This window comes from Pseudaminobacter soli (ex Li et al. 2025) (assembly GCF_003012705.1).
GTDB lineage: Bacteria > Pseudomonadota > Alphaproteobacteria > Rhizobiales > Rhizobiaceae > Pseudaminobacter > Pseudaminobacter soli.
Genome location: NZ_PXYL01000011.1, coordinates 87,442 through 106,284, shown reverse-complemented (window position 1 = coordinate 106,284; position 18,843 = coordinate 87,442). Strand labels below are relative to the sequence as shown.

The window sequence follows — 18,843 nt, the reverse complement described above, 5'->3', positions numbered from 1 at the left end:
TACCAGACCGGCGTAACACCTCTAGCAACTAGAGCTACAAGAGCCTTTTTTGATTATTTTTCCGCAGGGGCTTTGGCGGCGTACGGAAGCGACCTCCTTCTTGACGCAACCGCCTGCCAACCTCATATCTCTAGAGACTGGAGCTTTTCAGGGAGTCAAAGATGCTGACCATCGGCGAGCTGTCGCGGCAGACAGGCGTGAAAATCCCGACCATCCGCTATTACGAGCAGATGGGGCTTATGGACGCCGCCGAGCGTTCGGAAGGCAACCAGCGCCGCTATACGCGCGAGGAACAGGACCGCCTGTCCTTCATCCGTCATGCCCGTGACCTTGGCCTGACCATCGAGGCCATCCGCAAGTTGATCGACCTCAGCGCCCATCCCGAACGCCCCTGCGCCGACGCCGACCGCATTGCGAGCGAGCAGTTGCAGGCGGTGCGCGCCAAGATCGAGAAGCTGAAGCGGCTGGAAAGCGAACTGGAGCGCATCGCCACCCACTGCCATGGCGACCAGGTGAAGGATTGCTACGTCATCCGCGCGCTCGCTAATCACGAGCTTTGCGAACACGAGCATTGAGGCTTCCACCGAAGCCGTTGCCTTATCGCCGGAACAAAATCTCCCCCGTCCCGGCGACGGCATTGTCGCCGCCGAACTTGCCCGGCGCGGCACCCAACAGGGAACGCCTGAGTATCCCCTCCGCCACCAGGTAGCGATCGAAGACGGCGGCAAAGACGCTGTCGGGCGCGCCGCATTCGACGAAACTTGGCGATAGCTCCTCCGGCATGCGGTCGAGCAGGATCGAGCCGCGCCGCATCAGATAGCCCGGCAGGCGCCCCACCCCGCCTGTGACAACGAGCGTGCCGGCGATCATCCGCGCGCCGGCGTAGTCGCCGCAGCCTTTCAGCACGGCCGCCACGCCGCGCCGCATCCGGTCGGCCGCATAGGCGCCGGCGCTGCCGCGCACGATGAGCACCCCGCCATTCATGCCGGCGAGCTCGCCCGCCAACGGTCCGCCGAGATGGTCGCCGGCGTCGCCAAGAATTTCGAGCCGGCCGCCGCGCATGCAGGAGCCGGCATGCGGTCCAGCGCTTCCCTCGACCAGAAGCTGCCCGCCGCGCATTTTTCGGCCCGCCTGCGCGCCGACATCGCCGGCAACGCGGATGCTGCCTTCGGTCATCCCGGTGCCCATACCGTCGAAACGGGAGCTGCCGCCCTCGAAAACAACGTTCTTCGCGTCGCTGCCAGAGACCCGGAACAGATCGCCGACCGTCAGCCCGCGCTTCGACATGCCGAGCCTTATTTGCCCAATTTCCTTGGCCGACAGACCCGCCAGCGCCTGCGGCGTCAGCGGAGACAGGTCGAGCCGTTCCGGCGGCGTCTCACGCAAGGTGAAGGTGAGCGGCTTCACGGCAGCAAATCCTTCAGATGGTAGTGGAACTTGCCGAGCTTGCCGCCATAATTGCCGGCGCTGATGCGCGACGCGCCCTTTTCGGGGCCAAGCGCCGTGACCGCGCCGATGCCGGCCTTCATGGCCGCCGCCACCGCATCGCTCGTCTCGCCATCGATGACGATTTCCAGAACGGCATTGTCGTCGGGACCGAGTTCGCTCTTCACCACGCCGCGCAGCGTTGGCGCGAAGGCGTCGTTGGCCGAGGCGATCATGCCCTTGTATTTGCCGCCGATCTTGGAGCCCGAGCGCACCACTCCGCCCGGAAACGGCATGATCGCGCCCGGCACATTCTCGATCGCCTCGACCGCGGCCTCCGCCGCGGCAAGCGCCTTGGCGCTGGACGAGGCGATGAAGAGCAGATTGCCGCCGCCGACGGCCTCTTTGGTAAGCCCCGTGGTGGCCTCGCAGAAAAACTCGCCATCCATCACCGGCACGCGCCAGAAATGCTTGCCGCCGAACTTTTTGGACACCTGCCAGCCATCGCCGAAATAGCGCAGCGCAGCACCCAGCTTGAGATCGGCCGTGCCCTTCAGCCCGGCGAAGCAGGCGCTGCCCGGCGAGGTCAGCACGCATTGGCCGAGCCGGTTCTGCAGCTGCTTCTGCAATTCGTCGGTGCTGACGGCGAAGATCATCACCCGGCAGCCCGGCCGCCCATCCGGCGTCTGCGAAGCCGGCAGTTCCACGTCGATCGCCGCCTCGCAGCCGCAGCCGATCACCGAGGTGGCAAAGCCGGTCATGGTGATTGCCGCCTGCCGCGCCCATTTGCGGTTAGGCGCGGTGATGATGATGGCGGTGGCGCGCATGCCGAAGGCCTCGGCAAAAGTGTCGTCGATGGCGACGCCGTTGACCGTCAAGCGTTGCATGACACCTCGCCGAAAGGTTGCTCGCGCGGGATGGCTGAATCGGGGAAGTCGAACCAGTTCAGCGACAGGCCGTAGCGCTCCTGGTGGTAGGCCTCCAGCCGCTTCACCATTGCCTTGTCCGGCGTCGGCTTCAGCCGCAGCGTCTTGCCCCAGCGATAGTTTTTGGCGATGCCGTCCTCGACTACCAACTCGCCGTTCTTCAGCACCAAGGCGGCCGAGCGGAACATCTGCGCAATGTCGTTGCCCTTGCGATAGACCGCGACATCGGCCAGCGCCCCTGCCCCCAGGTGCCCGCGATCCTTGAGGCCGAGCAGCTTGGCGGGCGCGGCCCGCGTCATGATCGCGATTTCCTCAAAAGTGTATTCGCGGGTCAGATCAGGCAGCGTCGAAAGCCCTAGCGCCCGCTTCGACAGCCCCTCCATCGCCTTCGCACGCGCCTCGCGGCTCATCAGCAGTTCGAAGATTTCAGGATAGGTCGTGAAAGGCGCGCCGTTGGGATGGTCGGTGGTGAAGAACACCCGCCACGGGTCCTCGATCAGCAGGAACAGCTCCAGCCCGATCGCCCATTGCAGCGAGCCGTAATAGTCGTCGCGATAGTTGTGCGGCACGATACCGCCGCCATCGGCATCGCCGTCGTAGATGACCGATTTTCTTGGATTGGCGGTGCCCCGCGCCGAAAACTGCCGCAGTACGTCGGACGAAATGGTCACCGTCTGGCCGAACATCACCTGCCCGACATCGATGGTGATCTCCGGCGTCGAATTGACCAGTGCGGCAAGCCGCGCGGCCTCGGAGGAGAAGCCGCGCTTGCCCTCGGCGCCGTAGCCATAGAACTGCAGATGCGCCAGATGCAGCGGCAGGCCTTCCGCCGCAGCCATGGTCTCGGCGGCCGTGTCCGGCGCGCCGGGAATGCCGAGATTATTGCAGTGGACATGCAGCGGATGCGGAATGCCGAGCGCCCCGACCGCGGCCTGCAGCGTCTTGACGATGCTGCGCGAGCTTGTGCCATAGAACGGCACGACGTCGTCGAAGGAGAAGCTGCGTACATTGTCCTTGAAGGCTGCAGCGGCCCCCGCGTTGATGACTTTCACGCCAAGGGCGCGGCTCGACGCCACGGTCCAGGCGACATAGTCCTCGATCATGACCGGCGAGGCCTTGTCGCGGACCATCGAGAGCAGAAAATCGTCGTTGCCGAGGATCGCCAGCGTCGCCTTGTCGATGATCGGAATGTCGGCAAGCTCGAGATGGGTGTGCAGCGCAGCCCCCGGCGACATGGCAGGCTCGACCACCGTGGTGAACCCCATCTGCGCATAGAGACGGCCGGTGTCGAACGTCGTCCAGCCGACGTTGGAAAGTGGCGTGCCGGCCGGGCGTGGCGCATGCGCCTTGTGCTGCTCGGGCAGCAGCAGCCGCGCCGTGTTCACATTGCCGCCGCCGATATGGGAGTGGATGTCGATGGCGCCGGCCATCACGATACAGCCGGCGGCATCGAGAGTTACGTCGGGCTGCCGGCCGGAGGGTGCCGCGACGATCGTCTCGTCCTCGATCCAGAGATCGCCCTTGCCGACGCGGCCATTGACGGGATCGACGATTTCGCCGCCGGCGATCCTGGTCAACATGGCAGCGCCTCTTCATGCGGCAAGTGCTCAGTGATCTGGCGTAGCACGGCCGCCGCCGATGGCAGTTCGCTTGGCGCTTTCGCTTCGATGGCCGCCAGCGTGCCGACGCGGCTGGAATAAACCACGGCGTCGTGGTCAACGCCCGGCTCTCCGATGGCGATGGTGACGACCGCGCCCGCGACAGGCTTGTCGGTCTTGGCGAGCGCGATCAGGGAGAGCCCCTTAAGGGCAGGCACCTGCGCTGCATCACAGGCCACCATCAGGTGCAAGTCAGCCTCGCCGTCGGCGATCATTCGCGCAACGTCGAAGCGCCAGGGGTCGAACTCAGCGTAGCCGCGTGCGAGGCCCGTGCGCAACGGAAAGCCGCTCGTCCAGGCGGACGCCTGCGTGCTGCCCCATCCATTGTCGCTTGCCGCCAAATGCAGCGCCGAGGCGCGCTGCTTGCGGTTGATGTCGGAGATCAGTCCCTGCACCATCTCGAGCCCGAGCAGCCCCAGGGACTGGCCGCAGAAGGTGAAGACCGGAAAACGCGCCTCGGCCAGGGCTTTGGCAAAGCCGTTGAAATGAGTAACTTCCCGCGCGGTCTTGCGTCCGGCCAATCGCGCCCGCAGCGCCGCCAGCGTCGCTTCGACCCCGCCGTCGCAGGAAAGTCGCATAGCCTTGACGTTGCCGGGGGCCGGCGTGTCCGTCCCGATCAGGAAAAATTGCCGCTTGCCCGTTCCCCCGTCGAGGTCGGGCGCGGTGTTCGCAAGTTCGGCGATCAGGTCGTAGTGGACCGCCGGCAGTTCGCCCGCGATCACGACGACATCGGCGCGCCGCCGCACCTCGCCCGGCGCGATGAACATGCCGCCCTTGTCGGTATATTGCGCGGTCTCTCGCGCCACTGCCTCGCCGTCGAGTTGGTCGTAGGCAGCGCCGACGCGGCGCGCAAGCGCGATCGCGGCGCGCGTGCCGTGCACATCCGTATCGAGACTGAGGACGGGACAGAGACTGGTTACCAGAAGCTCGGCGGCGTGTTTTGCCGCATCAGCCAAAGGCACGCCCCGGTCGCCGATCCATGCAACCGTCATGCTCTCGCAAACTTTCTGGTGCCCGGTTTGACTGTAGACGAAACTGCTTCGGGCGGAAACCCCGCCCGATTCAGACTATCGAAGGACCGTGCGCCCGCGTCAATCGTATTTGATGTAGGCGAAGCGCTGGTCGGTGCCCGGGGTGCCTTCGAGCGCGCCGCCTTCCTTGGCCGGCTGCCAATGCACCACAGACTCGATCTTCTTTGCGAGCTCGAAATCCTTGTCGGTGACGCCCTTGGCCGCGTGGTTCGTCAGCTTCACCTCGACCCAGGCATAGGAGGCCGCAAGGTCGGGGTGATGCCAGGCGGCTTCGGCCAGATGACCGATCGTATTGATCACCATCAGCGTGGATTTCCAGCTATGGGTCTTGTATTTGCGCCTGATCCACCCATTCTCGTAGTACCACTTCGGCAGTTCCTTCTGGAGCCGCTCGACGATCTCAGCCTCGGAATAGACGCGTTCCTTTGCAGCAGCCTGCTTTTCATCGTTCATGGTCGCCTCCACCGCCCCCAAGGTCCCAAAGGCCCGGCCTGTCCGGAAATGCCTTTGTAACCTTTCGTCCCGCTTGCTCCGAAGGCGAAAGCCGCTATCATGAGTGCGGGCACCTAAACTTCTGTGATGCATGTATGATGCACCCACAAGGGGGCAGATGTCTAATTCCGTGACCATAAAAGTGCCGGCAAGGCTGCATCTCGGGTTTCTCGACCTGAGCGGCGATGCCGCGCGCCGTTTCGGCAGCATCGGCCTGCCGCTGAGCGAGCCGGAAACGGTGGTGACGCTGTCGCGCGCCCTTGAAAACAGCGCCGAGGGCCCGGACGCCGCCCGCGCTGAAGAACATCTTCAACACCTGTCCCGCCATCTCGGAATCCGCGCCGCGCACCGGCTGGTGGTGGAGCGTGCGATACCGCCTCACGCGGGACTGGGTTCCGGCACGCAGATCGCAATCGCGATCGCCGCCGCGCTGCGCACCCTGCACAAGCTGCCGCTCGACACCGCCGCCGACGCCATCCTGCTCGGGCGGGGCGAGCGTTCGGGCATAGGCATCGCCAGTTTCGAAAGCGGCGGCGTCATCATCGACGCCGGCAAGGACGACAGCGGCCGTCAGCCCCCGGTGATCGCCCGCCTGCCCTTCCCCGATGATTGGCGCGTGATCCTGATCCTGGACAACAGCCAGAACGGCATTCATGGGACCGACGAAATCGACGCGTTTCGCGACCTGCCGCCCTTCCGCGCGACGAGTGCCGGCGAAATCTGCCGCCATGTGCTGATGGGTGTGATGCCGGCGCTGGTCGAACACGACCTGCCGGCATTCGGCGCGGCCATCGCCGCGATCCAGGCAACGATCGGCGCCTATTTCGCGCCGGCACAAGGCGGCGTCTTCACCAGCAAGCGCGTGGAAGCGATCGCGCATCGCCTCGCGGCTGCCGGCGCCGTGGGCATCGGACAGAGCTCATGGGGGCCGACCGGCTTTGCCTTCGTTCCGGCAAAGGAGGCCGAAAGCATCGTGCGCGCCGCCGGCGCCATGCCGCAGGGCGTCGAGGTCCGGATTGTGCGCGGCCGAAATTCGGGCGCCGAGATCGGCGTGACCGCGCTGGACCTCGTCGGCTCCTGACCGTTTCGCAGGCATAGCATTAAAGCCAGGGAACAAAAGATCATGGCCCGCAAACACATCCTGCATATGCTCACGCCGCTTCGGCACATGAGCCCCTTCGACGTCAACATGGCGGTCGACGCCGGTTACGACGTGGTTGTGCCCTATGAGGAGGTCGGCCTTGCCGAGATCACCGGCCTAGTCCAGGACGCGATCTTCTCGCGGCCGCCCGACGCCGGCATCAATACGGGCATCTTCATCGCCGGCAAGGATGCGGCGCTCGCGCTCGACATGTTCGCCGCCGCCAGGAAGGCAATGCTGCCGCCCTTCAAGGTCTCGGTCTTCGCCGATCCGGCCGGCTCCTTCACCACTGCCGCCGCCATGGTCGCCAAGACGGAAAAGCTGCTGCGCAGCAAGTTCGAGCGCACGCTCGACGGCACGCGCATCGCCGTGTTCGGCGCAACCGGCGTGGTGGGCTACTGCACGGCCGTCATCGCGGCCAAGGAAGGCGCGGAGGTGACGCTTGTCGGCTATGACGGCGTCGAGCGCGTGACCAAGATTGCCGCCGACATCAAGCGCCGCTTCGATGTCGATGCCTGGCCCGTCGACGGATCGACCGACGACAAGAAAAAGGCAGCGGTCCACGCCAGCCAGGTGGTTCTTTCCGCCGCCAAGGCCGGCGTCCAGGTTTTGTCGCGCGACCAGCTTTCGCAGGCGCAGGATCTGCTGATCGTTGCCGACGTCAATGCGGTGCCGCCCGCCGGCATCGAGGGGCTGGCGGTCAACGCCAATGGCGACCCGATCGAAGCGACAAAGGCTGTCGGTATCGGTCCGCTCGCCATCGGCAATGTGAAGTACAAGACCGAATTCGGGCTGTTCCAGAAGATGATCGGCGCCGAAAAGCCGGTGGCACTCGATTTCCAGGACGCATTTTCCCTTGCGCGCGAGATCGCAAAGTAACTCGAAGGCCGTTCTGATCGCGGCGATTTCCGGCCGCGCGCTGGCGGCCGCCGCGCGCCACGCCGGCTATCGCGCGCTTGTCGCCGACTTCTTTTGCGACGACGACACGCGTGCGCTGGCCGAACGCACGGCGATACTTCCCGGCGACCTGCACAACGGCATCGACCCGGATCGCATCGTCGGCACGCTGAGCGAGCTTTCCATAGGCGAGGAACCGCTGGCACTAGTCTGCGGCTCTGGCTTCGAGCGCCGGCCCGAACTCATCGACACGCTTGCCCGGCACTTTCCGCTGGCCGGATGCCGCGGCGACGCAATCCGCCGCATCAAGGATCCCGAGCGCTTCGCCGCAGATTGCACGGAACTCGGTGTCCCCCACCCGGAAATCCGGCGTGAACGGCCGGGCGATCCGCAAAACTGGCTGGTGAAGCGCGACGGCGGCGCCGGCGGCACGCATATCAGCCGCGCCAATGGCGATGCCGCCGCGCCCGGCCGTTACTTCCAGCGCTTTGTCGAGGGCAGAAGCGTCTCAGTCCTGTTCATCGGCGATGGCGGGGAGGCGCGCATCGTCGGCTTCAGCCGGCAATTCGCATCGCCCGCAGCCAACGCGCCCTATCGCTATGGCGGCGCGGTGCGGCTCAGCCGCTTCGACCGCAGGGATGCCGAGATGATTGGCGGCTGGCTCTCGGCATTGACCCGCCGCTGCAATCTCGTCGGCCTGTGCAGCGCCGACCTGATCCGCAATGCGCAGGGCTATCACCTGCTCGAAATCAACCCGCGGCCCGGCGCCACGCTCGACATCTTCGACACTGAAGAGGCGCCGCTGATCGAGGCTCATCTTTGCGCCTCGCGCGGGCATCCGTTCCGGCTGCCGGCCTTTTCCGATTGCATGGCTTCGGTGATCGCCTATACCGACCGGCCGCTGGAGTGTTTTCCCGAGATCGACTGGCCCGACTGGGCCGCCGACCGGCAATCGGCCGGCACAGCACTTCAGGCGGGCGATCCGGTCTGCACCATCTTTGCGCGCGGCGCCAACATCCGCGCCACCCGGCAGGCATTGAATGCCCGCGCACGGGAACTGCAACGCCAATGGGCAGGAGGTGCCCAGCCATGAAAGAAGGTTCAGCCTTCCTCAACGAAAATGCCGCTCGCATCGCCCAGAGCATGGTCGACGACGCCGAACGCCTGCGCGTGTCGGTTTCCACCGGCCCGCTCGGCGAACGATTGATCGACGCCGGCGCAAAAACGCTCGGCAGCATCGAAGCCGGCCTGCGCATGGCCGAAGCTGCCATGGGCGGGCTTGGCACCGTCTCGCTCGTCATGAGCGCCACGGCCGAAAGATATCCGCTCAATGTCGAGGTGCGTTCATCGCAGCCAGTGATCGCCTGCCTTGCCGCGCAATATGCCGGCTGGAACCTGTCGAGCGGCGACTATTTCGCCATGGGCTCGGGCCCGGTACGCGCGCTGGCCTGCGTCGAGCCGCTGTTTCAGACGCTGACTTATCGCGAGAAAGCCGACAGGACGGCCGTCATTCTGGAAACGGCAAACCCGCCGCCGCCGGCCGTGGTGGAAAGGGTATCGAAGGCAACCGGCATCGCACCTGAAAACCTCACCTTCATCTACGCGCCGACGCAGAGCCTCGCCGGCGCGGTGCAGATCGTCAGCCGCGTTCTGGAAGTCGTACTGCACAAGGCCAACGACTTGAAGTTCCCGCTCGACAATATCGTCGACGGTGCGGCCACCGCGCCCGTGCCTGCTCCGCATCCGGATTTCCTGACCGCGATGGGCCGCACCAACGACGCGATCATCTATGGCGGCGTGGCGCAGCTTTTCGTGCGCGGCTCGGCCGAGGACGCGCGCGAACTGGCTGAAAAAATCCCCAGCGGCACCTCGCGCGACCACGGTCGCCCGTTCGCCGAGATATTCAAGCACTTCAAGGGCGATTTCTACGCCATCGATCCGCTGCTGTTCAGCCCGGCCGAGATCCTCGTTACGGCAATCGATACCGGCGACACGTTCCGCGCCGGGCGGCGCGACCTCGTCATGCTGGAGAGATGTCTTGGTTGAAAAAAAGGGCTGCGCGTGAAGGTCCTGGTCGTCAACGATATCGTCGGCAACCGCTCGAGGGGGCTTGCGGCGGCGCTCCAAAGGCGCGGCTGCGACACGATCACCGCCGCCCTCTCGGAAATCGGCTTCGACACCGGCAGCCCGTCCGGTCTTGCCATACCGGGCTTTGACGGCGGCGACCTGCCCGAGGCGGTGCTGGTGCGCTCGGTCGCGGCCGGATCGTTCGAAGCCATCACCCGCAGGCTCGGCGTGCTGCACGCGCTTCGGGCACTCGGCGTACCGGTGTGGAACTCGGCGCAAGCCATAGAACGCTGCGTCGACAAGTCGATGACCACTTTTGTTCTTCAGCTGGCCGGGCTGCCCACCCCAGCCACTTTCGCGGTGGAAGGCCGGGAGGCGGCGGAGGCCGTCGTGGCACGCGAGGCTGGCCCGCTAGTGCTGAAACCGCTCTTTGGCGCGCAGGGGCGCGGCATCAGGCTCATCAACGGCGTCGAGGATCTGCCGGCCGAGGAAGAGATCAATGGCGTCTATTACCTTCAGCGCTACATAAAGCGCGCCGGCCCGCCCTTCCGCGACTACCGCGTCTTCGTCTGCGCCGGCAAAGTGCTGGCTATGATGGCGCGGCGTGGCGACGACTGGATCACCAACATTAACCGCGGCGCTACGCCCGAAGGGCTTGTCTCGCACGACAGCGAGCTGGAAAGGCTGGCGCTGGCCGCTGCCAAAGCAGTGGGCGCCGATTTTGCCGGCGTGGACATCCTGCCCGACGCCGATGGCCGGCCCTTCGTCCTTGAGGTCAACAGCATGCCCGCCTGGTCGGGCCTCCAGTCCGTGGTGGAGATCGACATCGCCGACGCCATTGCCGAAGCCCTGCTCGGTTTCCTCGATGCCCGCGCCGAGAAACCGGCCATGCCCCTCCCTGCAAGCGCGGTGTCTTGACCATGGCGAGCAGAGAAACCATCCGGGCAGCCTATGAGGACGCCTGCCGGCAGGAGGTCGAGGCGCTGAAGCCCGGCAATGTTCACCTGTTTGCTGACGGCCACCGCATGACGGTGCAGGAGTTCCTCACCAGCGCAAAAGTTTCCGCCGCGCCGCTGACGGACCCGTCGCTGCCGCTCGGCCGGCGCATTCTCGAAGCCGTTCGCGCCACGCGCGCCGCCGTCGACACCAACACCAATCTCGGCATCATCCTGCTTTGCGGACCGCTTGCAGCGGCAGCGGCCATGGATGGCGCGAACTTGTGCGAGAATCTGAACCGGGTGCTTCAGAAAATCGATCTCGACGACACCGCAGCCGTCTTCGAAGCCATCGTGCGTGCCTCGCCGGGCGGCCTTGGCTCGGCATCCGAGCATGACGTCCGCGAAGCGCCCACCGTGGGCCTGCTGGAGGCGATGGGAGAAGCGGCAGACCGCGACCGCATCGCCCGGCAATATGTCACCGGCTTTGCCGACATTTTCGACCTCGGGCTTCCCGCGCTGGAAGCCGCAATCGAACGGGGCGAAACCGGCATGTGGCCTGCCGTGCATGCCTATCTGGAGTTTCTGACCGCCTTTCCCGACAGCCATGTGCAGCGCAAGTTCGATCTCGAAGAGGCGGAGCAAGTGCGCGACGAGGCGCGTTCCGTTCGCGCCGAATTCGCCCTCGCGCAAAACGACGAGCAGCGTGTGGTGGTGCTGATGGACTTCGACGCGCGGTTGAAGGCACAAGGTATAAACCCGGGTACCTCGGCCGACTTAACGGTGGCTTGTCTTTTAGTCCACAATCTGGGAGTGCGCCTTGCGCGGGCGCTGGGTTGATGCTTGAATTTCCGCAGCGGAAGCAGTGCTTTCGCGGCTATCTAGCCAACCGGTCCGGGGTTTCCGGACGCTGCCAACAAGGATAGCTGTCCATTGGACGCCCGCTCGAAAGCGGCATCTATGGGCACCACAATTGTGTCTTGGAGGAGAATTGGCATGGCAAAGATCAATAAAGTGATGGTCGGCGAATCGCTTGTCGGCGACGGCAACGAGGTGGCCCACGTCGATTTGCTCATCGGCCCGAGAGGCAGCCCGGTCGAAACGGCGTTCTGTCACGCGCTGACCAACAACAAGGAAGGCTTCACCACGCTGCTGGCGGTGCTTACGCCCAACCTTCCCTGCAAACCCAATACCGTCCTCTTCAACAAGGTCACGATCAAGGGCGCCAAGCAGGCGCTGCAGATGTTCGGCCCCGCCCAGTTCGCCGTGGCGAAGGCAGTGCAGGACAGCGTCGCCGAAGGCATCATTCCTGCCGAGGAAGCCGACGACGTCTTCATCTGCGTGGGCGTGTTCATTCACTGGGAAGCCAGCGACGACGCCAAGATTCAGCAGTTCAACTATCAGGCTGTGAAGGAGGCCATCCAGCGCGCCATCGCAGGCACGCCAACGGCGGCCGAGGCGACCGCGCAGCGCGATTCGGTCAAGCACCCCTTCGGAGCTTCATAGACAAGAGACAGCCCCGCCCAGGTAAAACCCTCTGCCGAGCCGGATGGTCTGTGGCGCCGGTTGATGAAGATGCTGGGGTTCTGACGCCGACATCCGGAGAGTTCCCGGCGAGCTCTTCGGAGGTGGTCGGCCAAATGCGTCTGCCCGCGAGGCGCGCGGGTGGGCCGGATGGGTGTGCGCCGATCCTGTCCTTGCGCGTGTACTGATGGGAGCGATGTTCAAGCCGTCGCCAGCTTAGCGATCTGCGCCCCGGTCAACGTCCCATCATGCAGCGATGTCGCCACAAGCGCGGCCGAGATGCCAAGCGCCGCGAGTTCGCGCAGATCCGCTTCATGGCGCACGCCGCCGGCGGCAATCACCTCGCGCTCCCCGGACCTGGCCTTGATCTCGCGCAGCCGCGAGAAATCGGGACCGGCGGCGGCGCCGACTTTGGCCAGCGTCATCACGATCACGCGGTTCGGCCAGAGGTCGGTGTCGTGGAGAAGTTCGCTTGGACCACGAAAACCGTCGGCAAAAAAATCGAGCGAGAGGATGAGATTAGGATGCTCGTGAAATTGCCGTAGCACGCCCGCATCCTTCTGCGATTCCGAGCCGAGCACCGGGCATAAAGCAGGCGTCGGGAGCGCAGCTGCAAAATCGACCACATCAGCGAGGCCGGCGTCGACCCAAAGTTCCAGCGTGCCGGGGATCGCCGCAGTCAGGCGCCCCAGCGCTTCCGCGTTCGGCACCCGGCCTTCGATCGCATCGAGATCAGCGATGTAGAAGGTCGAGAAGGGGTGAACGCCGCGCAAGCCCTCGGCCACAGCCACGATATCGGCGCTTGCGCTGAGCGGCGTGACGATCGGCTTGTAGCGGTCGCGCCGGCCCTGTTCGGCCCTGACCACCTGGCCGCCTTTCAGATCGAGCACGGGAATGATACGCATCTGCAACCCTCGGTTCGGCCCTATGAAAGCGTGAAGCGTGAGCAAAGAAAAGAACATCATAGTCGGCTGCGACATTGGCGGTGCGCATCTGAAGATCGCCCGCGCGGAGGACGGCCGCATCGTCGAGGCGCTGACGCTGGCAACGCCCATCTGGCTCGGCCTCGACCGGCTGACCTACGCCGCGCGACAAGCCGCCCCGCTGTTTGCCGGCAGCCGCCTCAACGTCTTCACCATGACGGGCGAGTTGTCCGACATATTCCCCTCGCGCGAGGCGGGCATCGCTTCGCTGCTCGACATCATCGCCCAGCATTTTCCGGGCAAGTCGCTGATTTATGCTGGCCGCTCCGGCTTCGTTGCGCCCGAGCGGGCAACGGCACTGGCTGCCGACATTGCCTCGGCCAACTGGCATGCGAGCGCGGCGTTCATTGCAAGACAGCTCGGCACCGCCCTGTTCGTCGACATGGGCTCGACCACGACCGATATTATTGTCACGCGCAATGGCGTGATCGAAAGTGACGGCTACAACGATGCCGGACGCCTTGCCACCGCCGAGCTCGTCTATACCGGCTTCACCCGCAGCGCGCTGATCGGCATCGCAAGCGCAGCACCCGTCCGGGGTGCGTTGTCACCGCTGATGAACGAATACTTCGCCTCGATGGCCGATGTGCACCGCATCCTTGGCGTGCTCGACGAAAACGACGACAAGCAACCAGCCGCCGACGGCCAGGCCAAGACGGTCGAGGCCTCCTTCGTGCGTATGGCGCGCATGGTCGGCCGCGACGCCTCCGACCTCGCCTTGCCGGAATGGCGCGACATCGCTTCCTGGTTCAGCGAGCAGCAGCTACGCACCGTGCACGACGCGGCTTTCCGCGTGGCATCGAAGCTGGCGGGGGATCGCGATGCGCCGATCGTCGGCGCGGGTATCGGCCGCTGGCAGGTCAGGCAGCTGGCCGAGCGCATGGAGCGGCCTTTCATCGATTTCGCCGACCTCATCGCCGCAATCGACGAGGCTCGCAGCGAGGCAAGCAGCGCCGCCCCGGCAGCGGCATTGGCGCTTTTGGCACAGGATTTGGCCTGAGGGCCGCTGATCCGAAAGATCAGATTTGCCAAGAGCTTGGAGTCGCCACCGGACTCAAAACATCAGCTCTCGGGAGGAAGTGGCCCCTCAGGCCGCGCATGCACATCCCGCCCCCTCGTGTCCTGCGCCGCGAAGTGATCGGTCACCTTCTCCATCAGCCAACCCCAGGCTTCTCTTTCGTCAGGGCCGGCGGTTTTTTCGATGGCGATGGTGAGATAGGTGATCTCGGCCTCGATCTTCTCGCGCGGCAACATGCCGAGCCGGCTGACGAGAATGGCCAGTTCCAACACCGCCGCCTTGGCGCGGTTGAAGCCAGTGAAGGGCGCGTGCGTTTCCTCGGCCACCACCCGGCAGAAATGGCGCGGGCGCACGCCGTCGTCATCGACATGCACCACCTCCAGCACCGAATGCGCCAGCGCCGCTTCCAGCCTCGGCACCGGGCAATTTGCCACCGGCGCGGTCGGCCAGTCCTTGCGGCCGGTCAGGCAGCCGGCGAAGATGCGGGTGTCGTCGGTATAGTTGGCGATGGCGAAGGGCACTTCCGCCAGATTGTCGAGCGTGGCCGAGGGGCGGAACGGAGCGATGATCCAGCCGTCCTCCTCGGCGATGATGCCCAGCGGAGCGATGTGCACATTGCCGTTTTTGTCCACCGTGGTGAGGATCGTTTCGCGGATATAGGGCATCACTCTCCCTCCTTTCTGCCCTTCGCTCGCAGCGTGTGGCCGGCTTCGGCCAGCCGCGTGCGGTCGGCTTCGGGTTCGGGCGCCGCCACGCCCCATGCCAGCGGCTCGTCCTGCGCATAGCGCTTGCCAAGCCGCCAAGCGATTTCGGCCTTCATCAGCTCCGCGCCGAGATAGAAGGCATGCGCGCCATCATTTTCAACACCAAGCCCCGGAAACAGCGCAAACGCATCCGACGCCACCGCGTGGCCCTTGCTGTTGAAAATGTGGACGCCGTCTTCGGCAGTCATGATGCGGAAATTGGCGTCGCGCACATCGGCGGCAAGGGCCGCGATGTCTTCGAGGCTCGACGCATAGGGCTTGCGGTCGTGCACCTGCAGCAGACCCGGGTGATAGTCGCGCGGCAGCGCCCCGTCGGCGCGCGCGGCGAACATGACGCGCCGGGCGATGTCGTGTTCCTCCACCGTGCGCACCGTGTGCGGGCTGACATGCACCGTCAGCACATTGCGTACGCCAAGCTCCGAGCACAGCCCGGCCAGCATGGCGGTGACGCCGGAGCTGTCGGCGTCCGTCAGTTCAGTGAGGTTGCCGGTGCCCATTAGAAGTTCGACATGCGGCCAGCGCCGCCGCGCCTCGATGAAGCGGCCGAGCGATGCGGCAAAGCCAAAATGGATCGGGTCGAGCACCGGGTCGGCGATGAACTTTATGCCCTTGCGCTCAGCCATCTCGATCGCGCGGCCAAGTGAGTCCAGATCGCCCGGAATGGACGGGATCAGCACCGGCACGGCCGGATAATCGAACGCGAGCGGCAGCGTCTCCTCATTGAGGCTGAGCAGAAAGTCCGCGCCGGCTTCTGCGCCGATCCGCAGTTCCTCGGCGCTGGCCGAGTCGACGCTGACGGCGAGACCCTCGGTCTTCAGCGCGCGCACAGCCTCGCCAAGCAGCGGGAACGGCGTTTCCGGCAGGCAGCCAAGGTCGATCACGTCAGCGCCAGCGTCCGCCAGAACCCGCGCCCGCGCCAGCAGCCCGGCAATTGGAAGCATCGGCGCATCAACGATTTCGGCGAAGATGCGCATGTCGTGCCGCGAAAGGTCCGGCGACTGGCCGGCGCGGCCGAGAAAGCCTGGTAGGTCGGCCACCTCGTCGGGGCCACGTACGAAGGGCACGTTAAAATGCCGCGTCAGTCGGTCAAGCTCGCCGCGATAGCGGCCGGGTAGGATGACGCGATCCGCCCCCTCCGGCAGCTTCAACCGGCGCTTGACGATCTCTTCGGTCATCAGCGCCGCTACCTTCACCCCGATATCGATGATCTCCCAGGCAAATTCCGTCTCGCCCAGGCCGGACAGAACCTTTTCCAGGCGCACCCGGGCAAGGTGTCCGGTGAGGAAGACAAGTCGCTCAGCCATGGCTTTCCAGTTCGGCCCGGCGCGCGGCCACCGCAGCCTCCAGATCGGCGAGCGATTCCACCACCGTGGTGTAATGGAACCCCTTCAGCCGCTCGGTGTGCTCGAGATCGATTGGGCGTGGATAGACCTTCACCATGCCATGCGGCGCCATGGTCTCCAGTTCCGGCGCGGTGTCGCAGGCAAAGACGATCGACGGCACGCGGCACTTGCCCGCCTGCGCGTAGACGTTAGTGGCGATGGTGTCGGAAATGCCGAGCACGCATTTGGCCACCGTGTTCGAGGTGGCCGGCGCGATCACCACCGTGTGGTAGACGCCGTGATAAAAGCCGCCGACGGGGATGGAGCTCGCCGTCTTGTCGTGGATTACCCGCATCGTCTTCGGAAAATCGAGCTTCAGCTTGTACATGCGCAGCACTTCCTCGGCGGCCTTCGTAACGAAGATATCGCAATGTTCGAGCTGATGGATAAGGGCAAAGCTCTCCGTGAAAAAATGGCCGGAGCCGGTCAGCACCCAGGCCCAGCGCGGCGTATGCAGTTTTGCCATTCTATGCCGCTCCCCTCTGCGACGCCGCCCGCGCGGAAAATCTCTTGCCCGGCACCTGGCCTGCGGCAAAGCACTCGCCAGCCGCTTCCAGCCAGACAGGACCGGCGAGATAGAGTGCTGCCTCCCCCAGCATGACCGGCAGCAGAGGATCGATGATCTCTGCCACGACCAGTGTTTCAATGTCGTCAACTTCCTCGAAGGCTTCCGTCTGCTTGATCAGAAGCAGTGCCTCGGCGCCAAGGCGCCCGGCAAGCCAGGCGGCGAGCGAATCCGACGTCATGTCCCACGACTGCGGAATATCGGACGCCGTGCTGCACTGCCGGTATGGCAGCCACACCGGCAGTTTCTTGTCTTCCAGGGCGCTTTCGATCTCCTCGAGAGAACGCACCGGCGTCAGGCGCTCGTTCATCTCGACGACCGCCAACCCCATCTGATCCATGGCCAGGATCGCCATGAAGTGGGCCGCCTTATTGGAAAAGCCCATTTCGCGCTGCGCCTCGCGCACCCGGTTGGCAAAGGGCCCGCCACCCGGCACGATGACCAGAGGCCGGCCCGACGCCGCCAGAACGGAAACCCATTTACGCATTTCGGCATGGTAGGCCATGCTGCCGCCAAGCTTGACGACAATGGGCGTCATGAAGACGAGCCTTTCTGGCCGCGCCCGGGAAACAGAGTTTCCGCAGATGCCGTGCCATGCGGGCGAAGGACATGCGCCTGCTCGCTCGCGCGCTTGCGCTCGATCTCGACGCCGACGCCGCCGGGCCCGAGTTCAAGCTTTTCCACCCTCACCTTCACCTGCATCACCCGCGGGTCTTCCAGCACGAGTGCCGCCACCTGCTCGGCCAGTGCTTCGCTGAGCTGCACATGGCCGCGCGCAATGATCGTGCGGATGCCGTCCATGATGATGTCGTAGGAGAAGACATGGCGCATGTCTTCCGGCGCATGGGTCACACGCAGCACATCGGCCACCACATCGAAGCGCACCTTCTGCGTATGCCCGTGCTCGAAGCTGTAGGCGCCGATCTGCACCGGCAGCACGAAATCGCGCACGAATATCTTGTCGGTGCCGAGCGCCGGGTCGGCCGCTCCCGGCGAATAACCGCGCGCTGCCAGCAGCCGATAGTCGACGCTGGCAGCCCTGCCCACAGGCTGCTCGGCGGGGATCAGCTCACGGATCTGCCGCACCGCCTCCAGTTCGATCCGGTTGGTGCGCCGCGACTGATCGCACAACGCACCGCGGAAACCGAGGAAGTCCGGCGCAAGCGGCAAAAGGCGCGGAATGTCGGGCGCTTCCAGCGAACCGGCGAGCCCAACCGCCAGCCCATGCGAACGGCAGCGCTCGACAAAGGACGGCAGGTGCTCAGGCGGAATATGATTGAGCAGGCGGCGGCCGTCCTTCTTGGCCGTATCGAGCATGGCGCCATGGAAACCGCGACGCGCCAGAACCGGCAGCAGGCCGAGATCCGGCTCCAGATCCGCGAACAGAACGCCGATCAGTTTTGTCTTGCCCGCAAGCGGCGCCAGCGCATCGGCGCAGGCGGCGGCATCGTCCGAGGGGAAGAAGCCGACCTTGACATAGTCGACACCGGTGGCCGCAATTTCTTGCGCCTTGGCCAAAATGACATCGGGCTGCATCGGCAGATCGCCGGCGACGGCGCTGACCGGCTGGCGTCCCGCCACCACCTTGACTGTCTGGCGGATGACATCAGTGGCCACCGCGCCCAGTGCGCCGGCAGTCGGGTCCTTGAGGTCGATGATATCGGCGCCGCCGGAAAGCGCGATCTCCGCCTCCTCGCCACCGTTCACGCTCGCCAGCATTTTCGTCATTTCATCAGTCCTTCAGGCACGAGGCCGGTATGTTGCGGCAAGGCGGTCATGGTCATTGAATTACACCGCTTTGCCTATCTCGATATAGCGCATTCCCCGCGCGCAATCATTCGCGTCGGAAGCGGCGGCCCGCCCTTGTCCACGTTTCCGGCACCAGCAGAGCTGGCGGCAATGGGCAAAGCAAAGCCACCGCCGCGATTTATCGGGAACCGCCTTTGCACGGTCCGCTCGATCCGCCCCCAAACATGAGGAAAAGCGACATGAAAATCGTCCCGGCGGATAAGATTCCGGCCGGAAGCCTTTGACA

20 protein-coding genes are annotated in these 18,843 nt (G+C 65.0%); 9 read left to right on the top strand and 11 right to left on the bottom strand.

The features are described from left to right. Positions 1-161: 161 nt before the first annotated feature. Positions 162-575 (top strand): MerR family transcriptional regulator, encoded by a 414-nt coding sequence (locus tag C7I85_RS20330; protein WP_106725850.1) that lies wholly within the window; start codon positions 162-164, stop codon positions 573-575. Between the two features lie 22 nt (positions 576-597). Here the strand turns inward: C7I85_RS20330 and C7I85_RS20325 are convergent, their stop codons facing one another. The 5 genes from C7I85_RS20325 to C7I85_RS20305 all read right to left on the bottom strand — a co-directional run bounded on the left by C7I85_RS20325 (position 598) and on the right by C7I85_RS20305 (position 5,493). Continuing rightward, on the bottom strand, positions 598-1,407 hold the full coding sequence (locus tag C7I85_RS20325) for a formylmethanofuran dehydrogenase subunit C (RefSeq protein WP_106725849.1): 810 nt from the start codon (positions 1,405-1,407) through the stop codon (positions 598-600). Continuing rightward, positions 1,404-2,312 (bottom strand): formylmethanofuran--tetrahydromethanopterin N-formyltransferase, encoded by a 909-nt coding sequence (fhcD, locus tag C7I85_RS20320; protein WP_106725848.1) that lies wholly within the window; start codon positions 2,310-2,312, stop codon positions 1,404-1,406. Before fhcD ends, C7I85_RS20325 begins: the two co-directional genes overlap by 4 nt. Further along, positions 2,300-3,931: a formylmethanofuran dehydrogenase subunit A gene (locus C7I85_RS20315; protein WP_106725847.1), complete on the bottom strand. Its 1,632-nt coding sequence runs from the start codon at positions 3,929-3,931 to the stop codon at positions 2,300-2,302. The genes fhcD and C7I85_RS20315 overlap by 13 nt, the downstream gene beginning before the upstream one ends. Beyond that, positions 3,925-5,001 (bottom strand): tungsten formylmethanofuran dehydrogenase, encoded by a 1,077-nt coding sequence (locus C7I85_RS20310; protein ID WP_106725846.1) that lies wholly within the window; start codon positions 4,999-5,001, stop codon positions 3,925-3,927. Before C7I85_RS20310 ends, C7I85_RS20315 begins: the two co-directional genes overlap by 7 nt. A gap of 99 nt (positions 5,002-5,100) precedes the next feature. Next, positions 5,101-5,493, bottom strand: a complete 393-nt coding sequence (locus tag C7I85_RS20305; protein ID WP_106725845.1) for a 4a-hydroxytetrahydrobiopterin dehydratase — start codon at positions 5,491-5,493, stop codon at positions 5,101-5,103. Positions 5,494-5,650: 157 nt separating this feature from the next. Here C7I85_RS20305 and C7I85_RS20300 point away from each other — a divergent pair, with 157 nt between their 5' ends. From C7I85_RS20300 to fae, 7 genes are all read left to right on the top strand, one after another. Next, complete coding sequence (locus C7I85_RS20300) at positions 5,651-6,613, top strand: beta-ribofuranosylaminobenzene 5'-phosphate synthase family protein (RefSeq protein ID WP_106725844.1); 963 nt, start codon at positions 5,651-5,653, stop codon at positions 6,611-6,613. Between the two features lie 42 nt (positions 6,614-6,655). After that, on the top strand, positions 6,656-7,552 hold the full coding sequence (locus C7I85_RS20295; protein ID WP_106725843.1) for an NAD(P)-dependent methylenetetrahydromethanopterin dehydrogenase: 897 nt from the start codon (positions 6,656-6,658) through the stop codon (positions 7,550-7,552). After that, the gene (locus C7I85_RS20290) at positions 7,530-8,663 is read left to right on the top strand and encodes an ATP-grasp domain-containing protein (RefSeq protein ID WP_181257234.1); all 1,134 of its coding nucleotides are present in this window, start codon (positions 7,530-7,532) and stop codon (positions 8,661-8,663) included. Before C7I85_RS20295 ends, C7I85_RS20290 begins: the two co-directional genes overlap by 23 nt. Further along, a complete protein-coding gene (gene mch, locus C7I85_RS20285) occupies positions 8,660-9,616 on the top strand; it encodes a methenyltetrahydromethanopterin cyclohydrolase (protein ID WP_106725842.1) in 957 nt (318 codons plus the stop codon). Before C7I85_RS20290 ends, mch begins: the two co-directional genes overlap by 4 nt. Before the next feature lie 15 nt (positions 9,617-9,631). Beyond that, the gene (locus tag C7I85_RS20280; protein WP_106725841.1) at positions 9,632-10,555 is read left to right on the top strand and encodes an ATP-grasp domain-containing protein; all 924 of its coding nucleotides are present in this window, start codon (positions 9,632-9,634) and stop codon (positions 10,553-10,555) included. A 2-nt stretch (positions 10,556-10,557) separates the two neighbouring features. Then, positions 10,558-11,412, top strand: coding sequence for a triphosphoribosyl-dephospho-CoA synthase (locus C7I85_RS20275; RefSeq protein ID WP_106725840.1), 855 nt, complete (start codon positions 10,558-10,560; stop codon positions 11,410-11,412). A gap of 156 nt (positions 11,413-11,568) precedes the next feature. Then, on the top strand, positions 11,569-12,078 hold the full coding sequence (gene fae, locus C7I85_RS20270) for a formaldehyde-activating enzyme (RefSeq protein WP_106725839.1): 510 nt from the start codon (positions 11,569-11,571) through the stop codon (positions 12,076-12,078). A gap of 218 nt (positions 12,079-12,296) precedes the next feature. Here the strand turns inward: fae and C7I85_RS20265 are convergent, their stop codons facing one another. After that, positions 12,297-13,001 carry a HisA/HisF-related TIM barrel protein gene (locus C7I85_RS20265; protein WP_106725838.1) on the bottom strand — a complete coding sequence of 235 codons (705 nt, stop codon included), beginning with the start codon at positions 12,999-13,001 and terminating at the stop codon, positions 12,297-12,299. Positions 13,002-13,038: 37 nt separating this feature from the next. Here C7I85_RS20265 and C7I85_RS20260 point away from each other — a divergent pair, with 37 nt between their 5' ends. After that, on the top strand, positions 13,039-14,079 hold the full coding sequence (locus C7I85_RS20260) for a hydantoinase/oxoprolinase family protein (RefSeq protein ID WP_106725837.1): 1,041 nt from the start codon (positions 13,039-13,041) through the stop codon (positions 14,077-14,079). A 62-nt stretch (positions 14,080-14,141) separates the two neighbouring features. On the opposite strand, the gene C7I85_RS20255 is transcribed toward C7I85_RS20260, so the two are convergent. From C7I85_RS20255 to C7I85_RS20235, 5 genes are read right to left on the bottom strand one after another with little or no spacing between them, the layout of a single operon-like run. Beyond that, positions 14,142-14,762 carry a DUF447 domain-containing protein gene (locus tag C7I85_RS20255; RefSeq protein ID WP_106725836.1) on the bottom strand — a complete coding sequence of 207 codons (621 nt, stop codon included), beginning with the start codon at positions 14,760-14,762 and terminating at the stop codon, positions 14,142-14,144. Beyond that, positions 14,762-16,165 carry a DUF6513 domain-containing protein gene (locus C7I85_RS20250; RefSeq protein ID WP_106725835.1) on the bottom strand — a complete coding sequence of 468 codons (1,404 nt, stop codon included), beginning with the start codon at positions 16,163-16,165 and terminating at the stop codon, positions 14,762-14,764. The genes C7I85_RS20255 and C7I85_RS20250 overlap by 1 nt, the downstream gene beginning before the upstream one ends. Beyond that, positions 16,158-16,709: a flavoprotein gene (locus tag C7I85_RS20245; RefSeq protein ID WP_106725834.1), complete on the bottom strand. Its 552-nt coding sequence runs from the start codon at positions 16,707-16,709 to the stop codon at positions 16,158-16,160. The genes C7I85_RS20250 and C7I85_RS20245 overlap by 8 nt, the downstream gene beginning before the upstream one ends. A 1-nt stretch (position 16,710) precedes the next feature. Then, positions 16,711-17,346: a dihydroneopterin aldolase gene (locus C7I85_RS20240; RefSeq protein ID WP_106725833.1), complete on the bottom strand. Its 636-nt coding sequence runs from the start codon at positions 17,344-17,346 to the stop codon at positions 16,711-16,713. After that, complete coding sequence (locus C7I85_RS20235) at positions 17,343-18,536, bottom strand: (5-formylfuran-3-yl)methyl phosphate synthase (RefSeq protein ID WP_106725832.1); 1,194 nt, start codon at positions 18,534-18,536, stop codon at positions 17,343-17,345. Before C7I85_RS20235 ends, C7I85_RS20240 begins: the two co-directional genes overlap by 4 nt. Positions 18,537-18,843: the final 307 nt, after the last annotated feature.

Coding starts and splice junctions, on each gene's coding strand:
- C7I85_RS20330 (WP_106725850.1), top strand. CDS start 162: ATGCTGACCATCGGCGAGCTGTCGCGGCAGACAGGCGTGAAAATCCCG.
- fhcD (WP_106725848.1), bottom strand. CDS start 2,312: ATGCAACGCTTGACGGTCAACGGCGTCGCCATCGACGACACTTTTGCC.
- C7I85_RS20315 (WP_106725847.1), bottom strand. CDS start 3,931: ATGTTGACCAGGATCGCCGGCGGCGAAATCGTCGATCCCGTCAATGGC.
- C7I85_RS20310 (WP_106725846.1), bottom strand. CDS start 5,001: ATGACGGTTGCATGGATCGGCGACCGGGGCGTGCCTTTGGCTGATGCG.
- C7I85_RS20305 (WP_106725845.1), bottom strand. CDS start 5,493: ATGAACGATGAAAAGCAGGCTGCTGCAAAGGAACGCGTCTATTCCGAG.
- C7I85_RS20300 (WP_106725844.1), top strand. CDS start 5,651: ATGTCTAATTCCGTGACCATAAAAGTGCCGGCAAGGCTGCATCTCGGG.
- C7I85_RS20295 (WP_106725843.1), top strand. CDS start 6,656: ATGGCCCGCAAACACATCCTGCATATGCTCACGCCGCTTCGGCACATG.
- mch (WP_106725842.1), top strand. CDS start 8,660: ATGAAAGAAGGTTCAGCCTTCCTCAACGAAAATGCCGCTCGCATCGCC.
- C7I85_RS20275 (WP_106725840.1), top strand. CDS start 10,558: ATGGCGAGCAGAGAAACCATCCGGGCAGCCTATGAGGACGCCTGCCGG.
- fae (WP_106725839.1), top strand. CDS start 11,569: ATGGCAAAGATCAATAAAGTGATGGTCGGCGAATCGCTTGTCGGCGAC.
- C7I85_RS20265 (WP_106725838.1), bottom strand. CDS start 13,001: ATGCGTATCATTCCCGTGCTCGATCTGAAAGGCGGCCAGGTGGTCAGG.
- C7I85_RS20255 (WP_106725836.1), bottom strand. CDS start 14,762: ATGCCCTATATCCGCGAAACGATCCTCACCACGGTGGACAAAAACGGC.
- C7I85_RS20250 (WP_106725835.1), bottom strand. CDS start 16,165: ATGGCTGAGCGACTTGTCTTCCTCACCGGACACCTTGCCCGGGTGCGC.
- C7I85_RS20245 (WP_106725834.1), bottom strand. CDS start 16,709: ATGGCAAAACTGCATACGCCGCGCTGGGCCTGGGTGCTGACCGGCTCC.
- C7I85_RS20240 (WP_106725833.1), bottom strand. CDS start 17,346: ATGACGCCCATTGTCGTCAAGCTTGGCGGCAGCATGGCCTACCATGCC.
- C7I85_RS20235 (WP_106725832.1), bottom strand. CDS start 18,536: ATGACGAAAATGCTGGCGAGCGTGAACGGTGGCGAGGAGGCGGAGATC.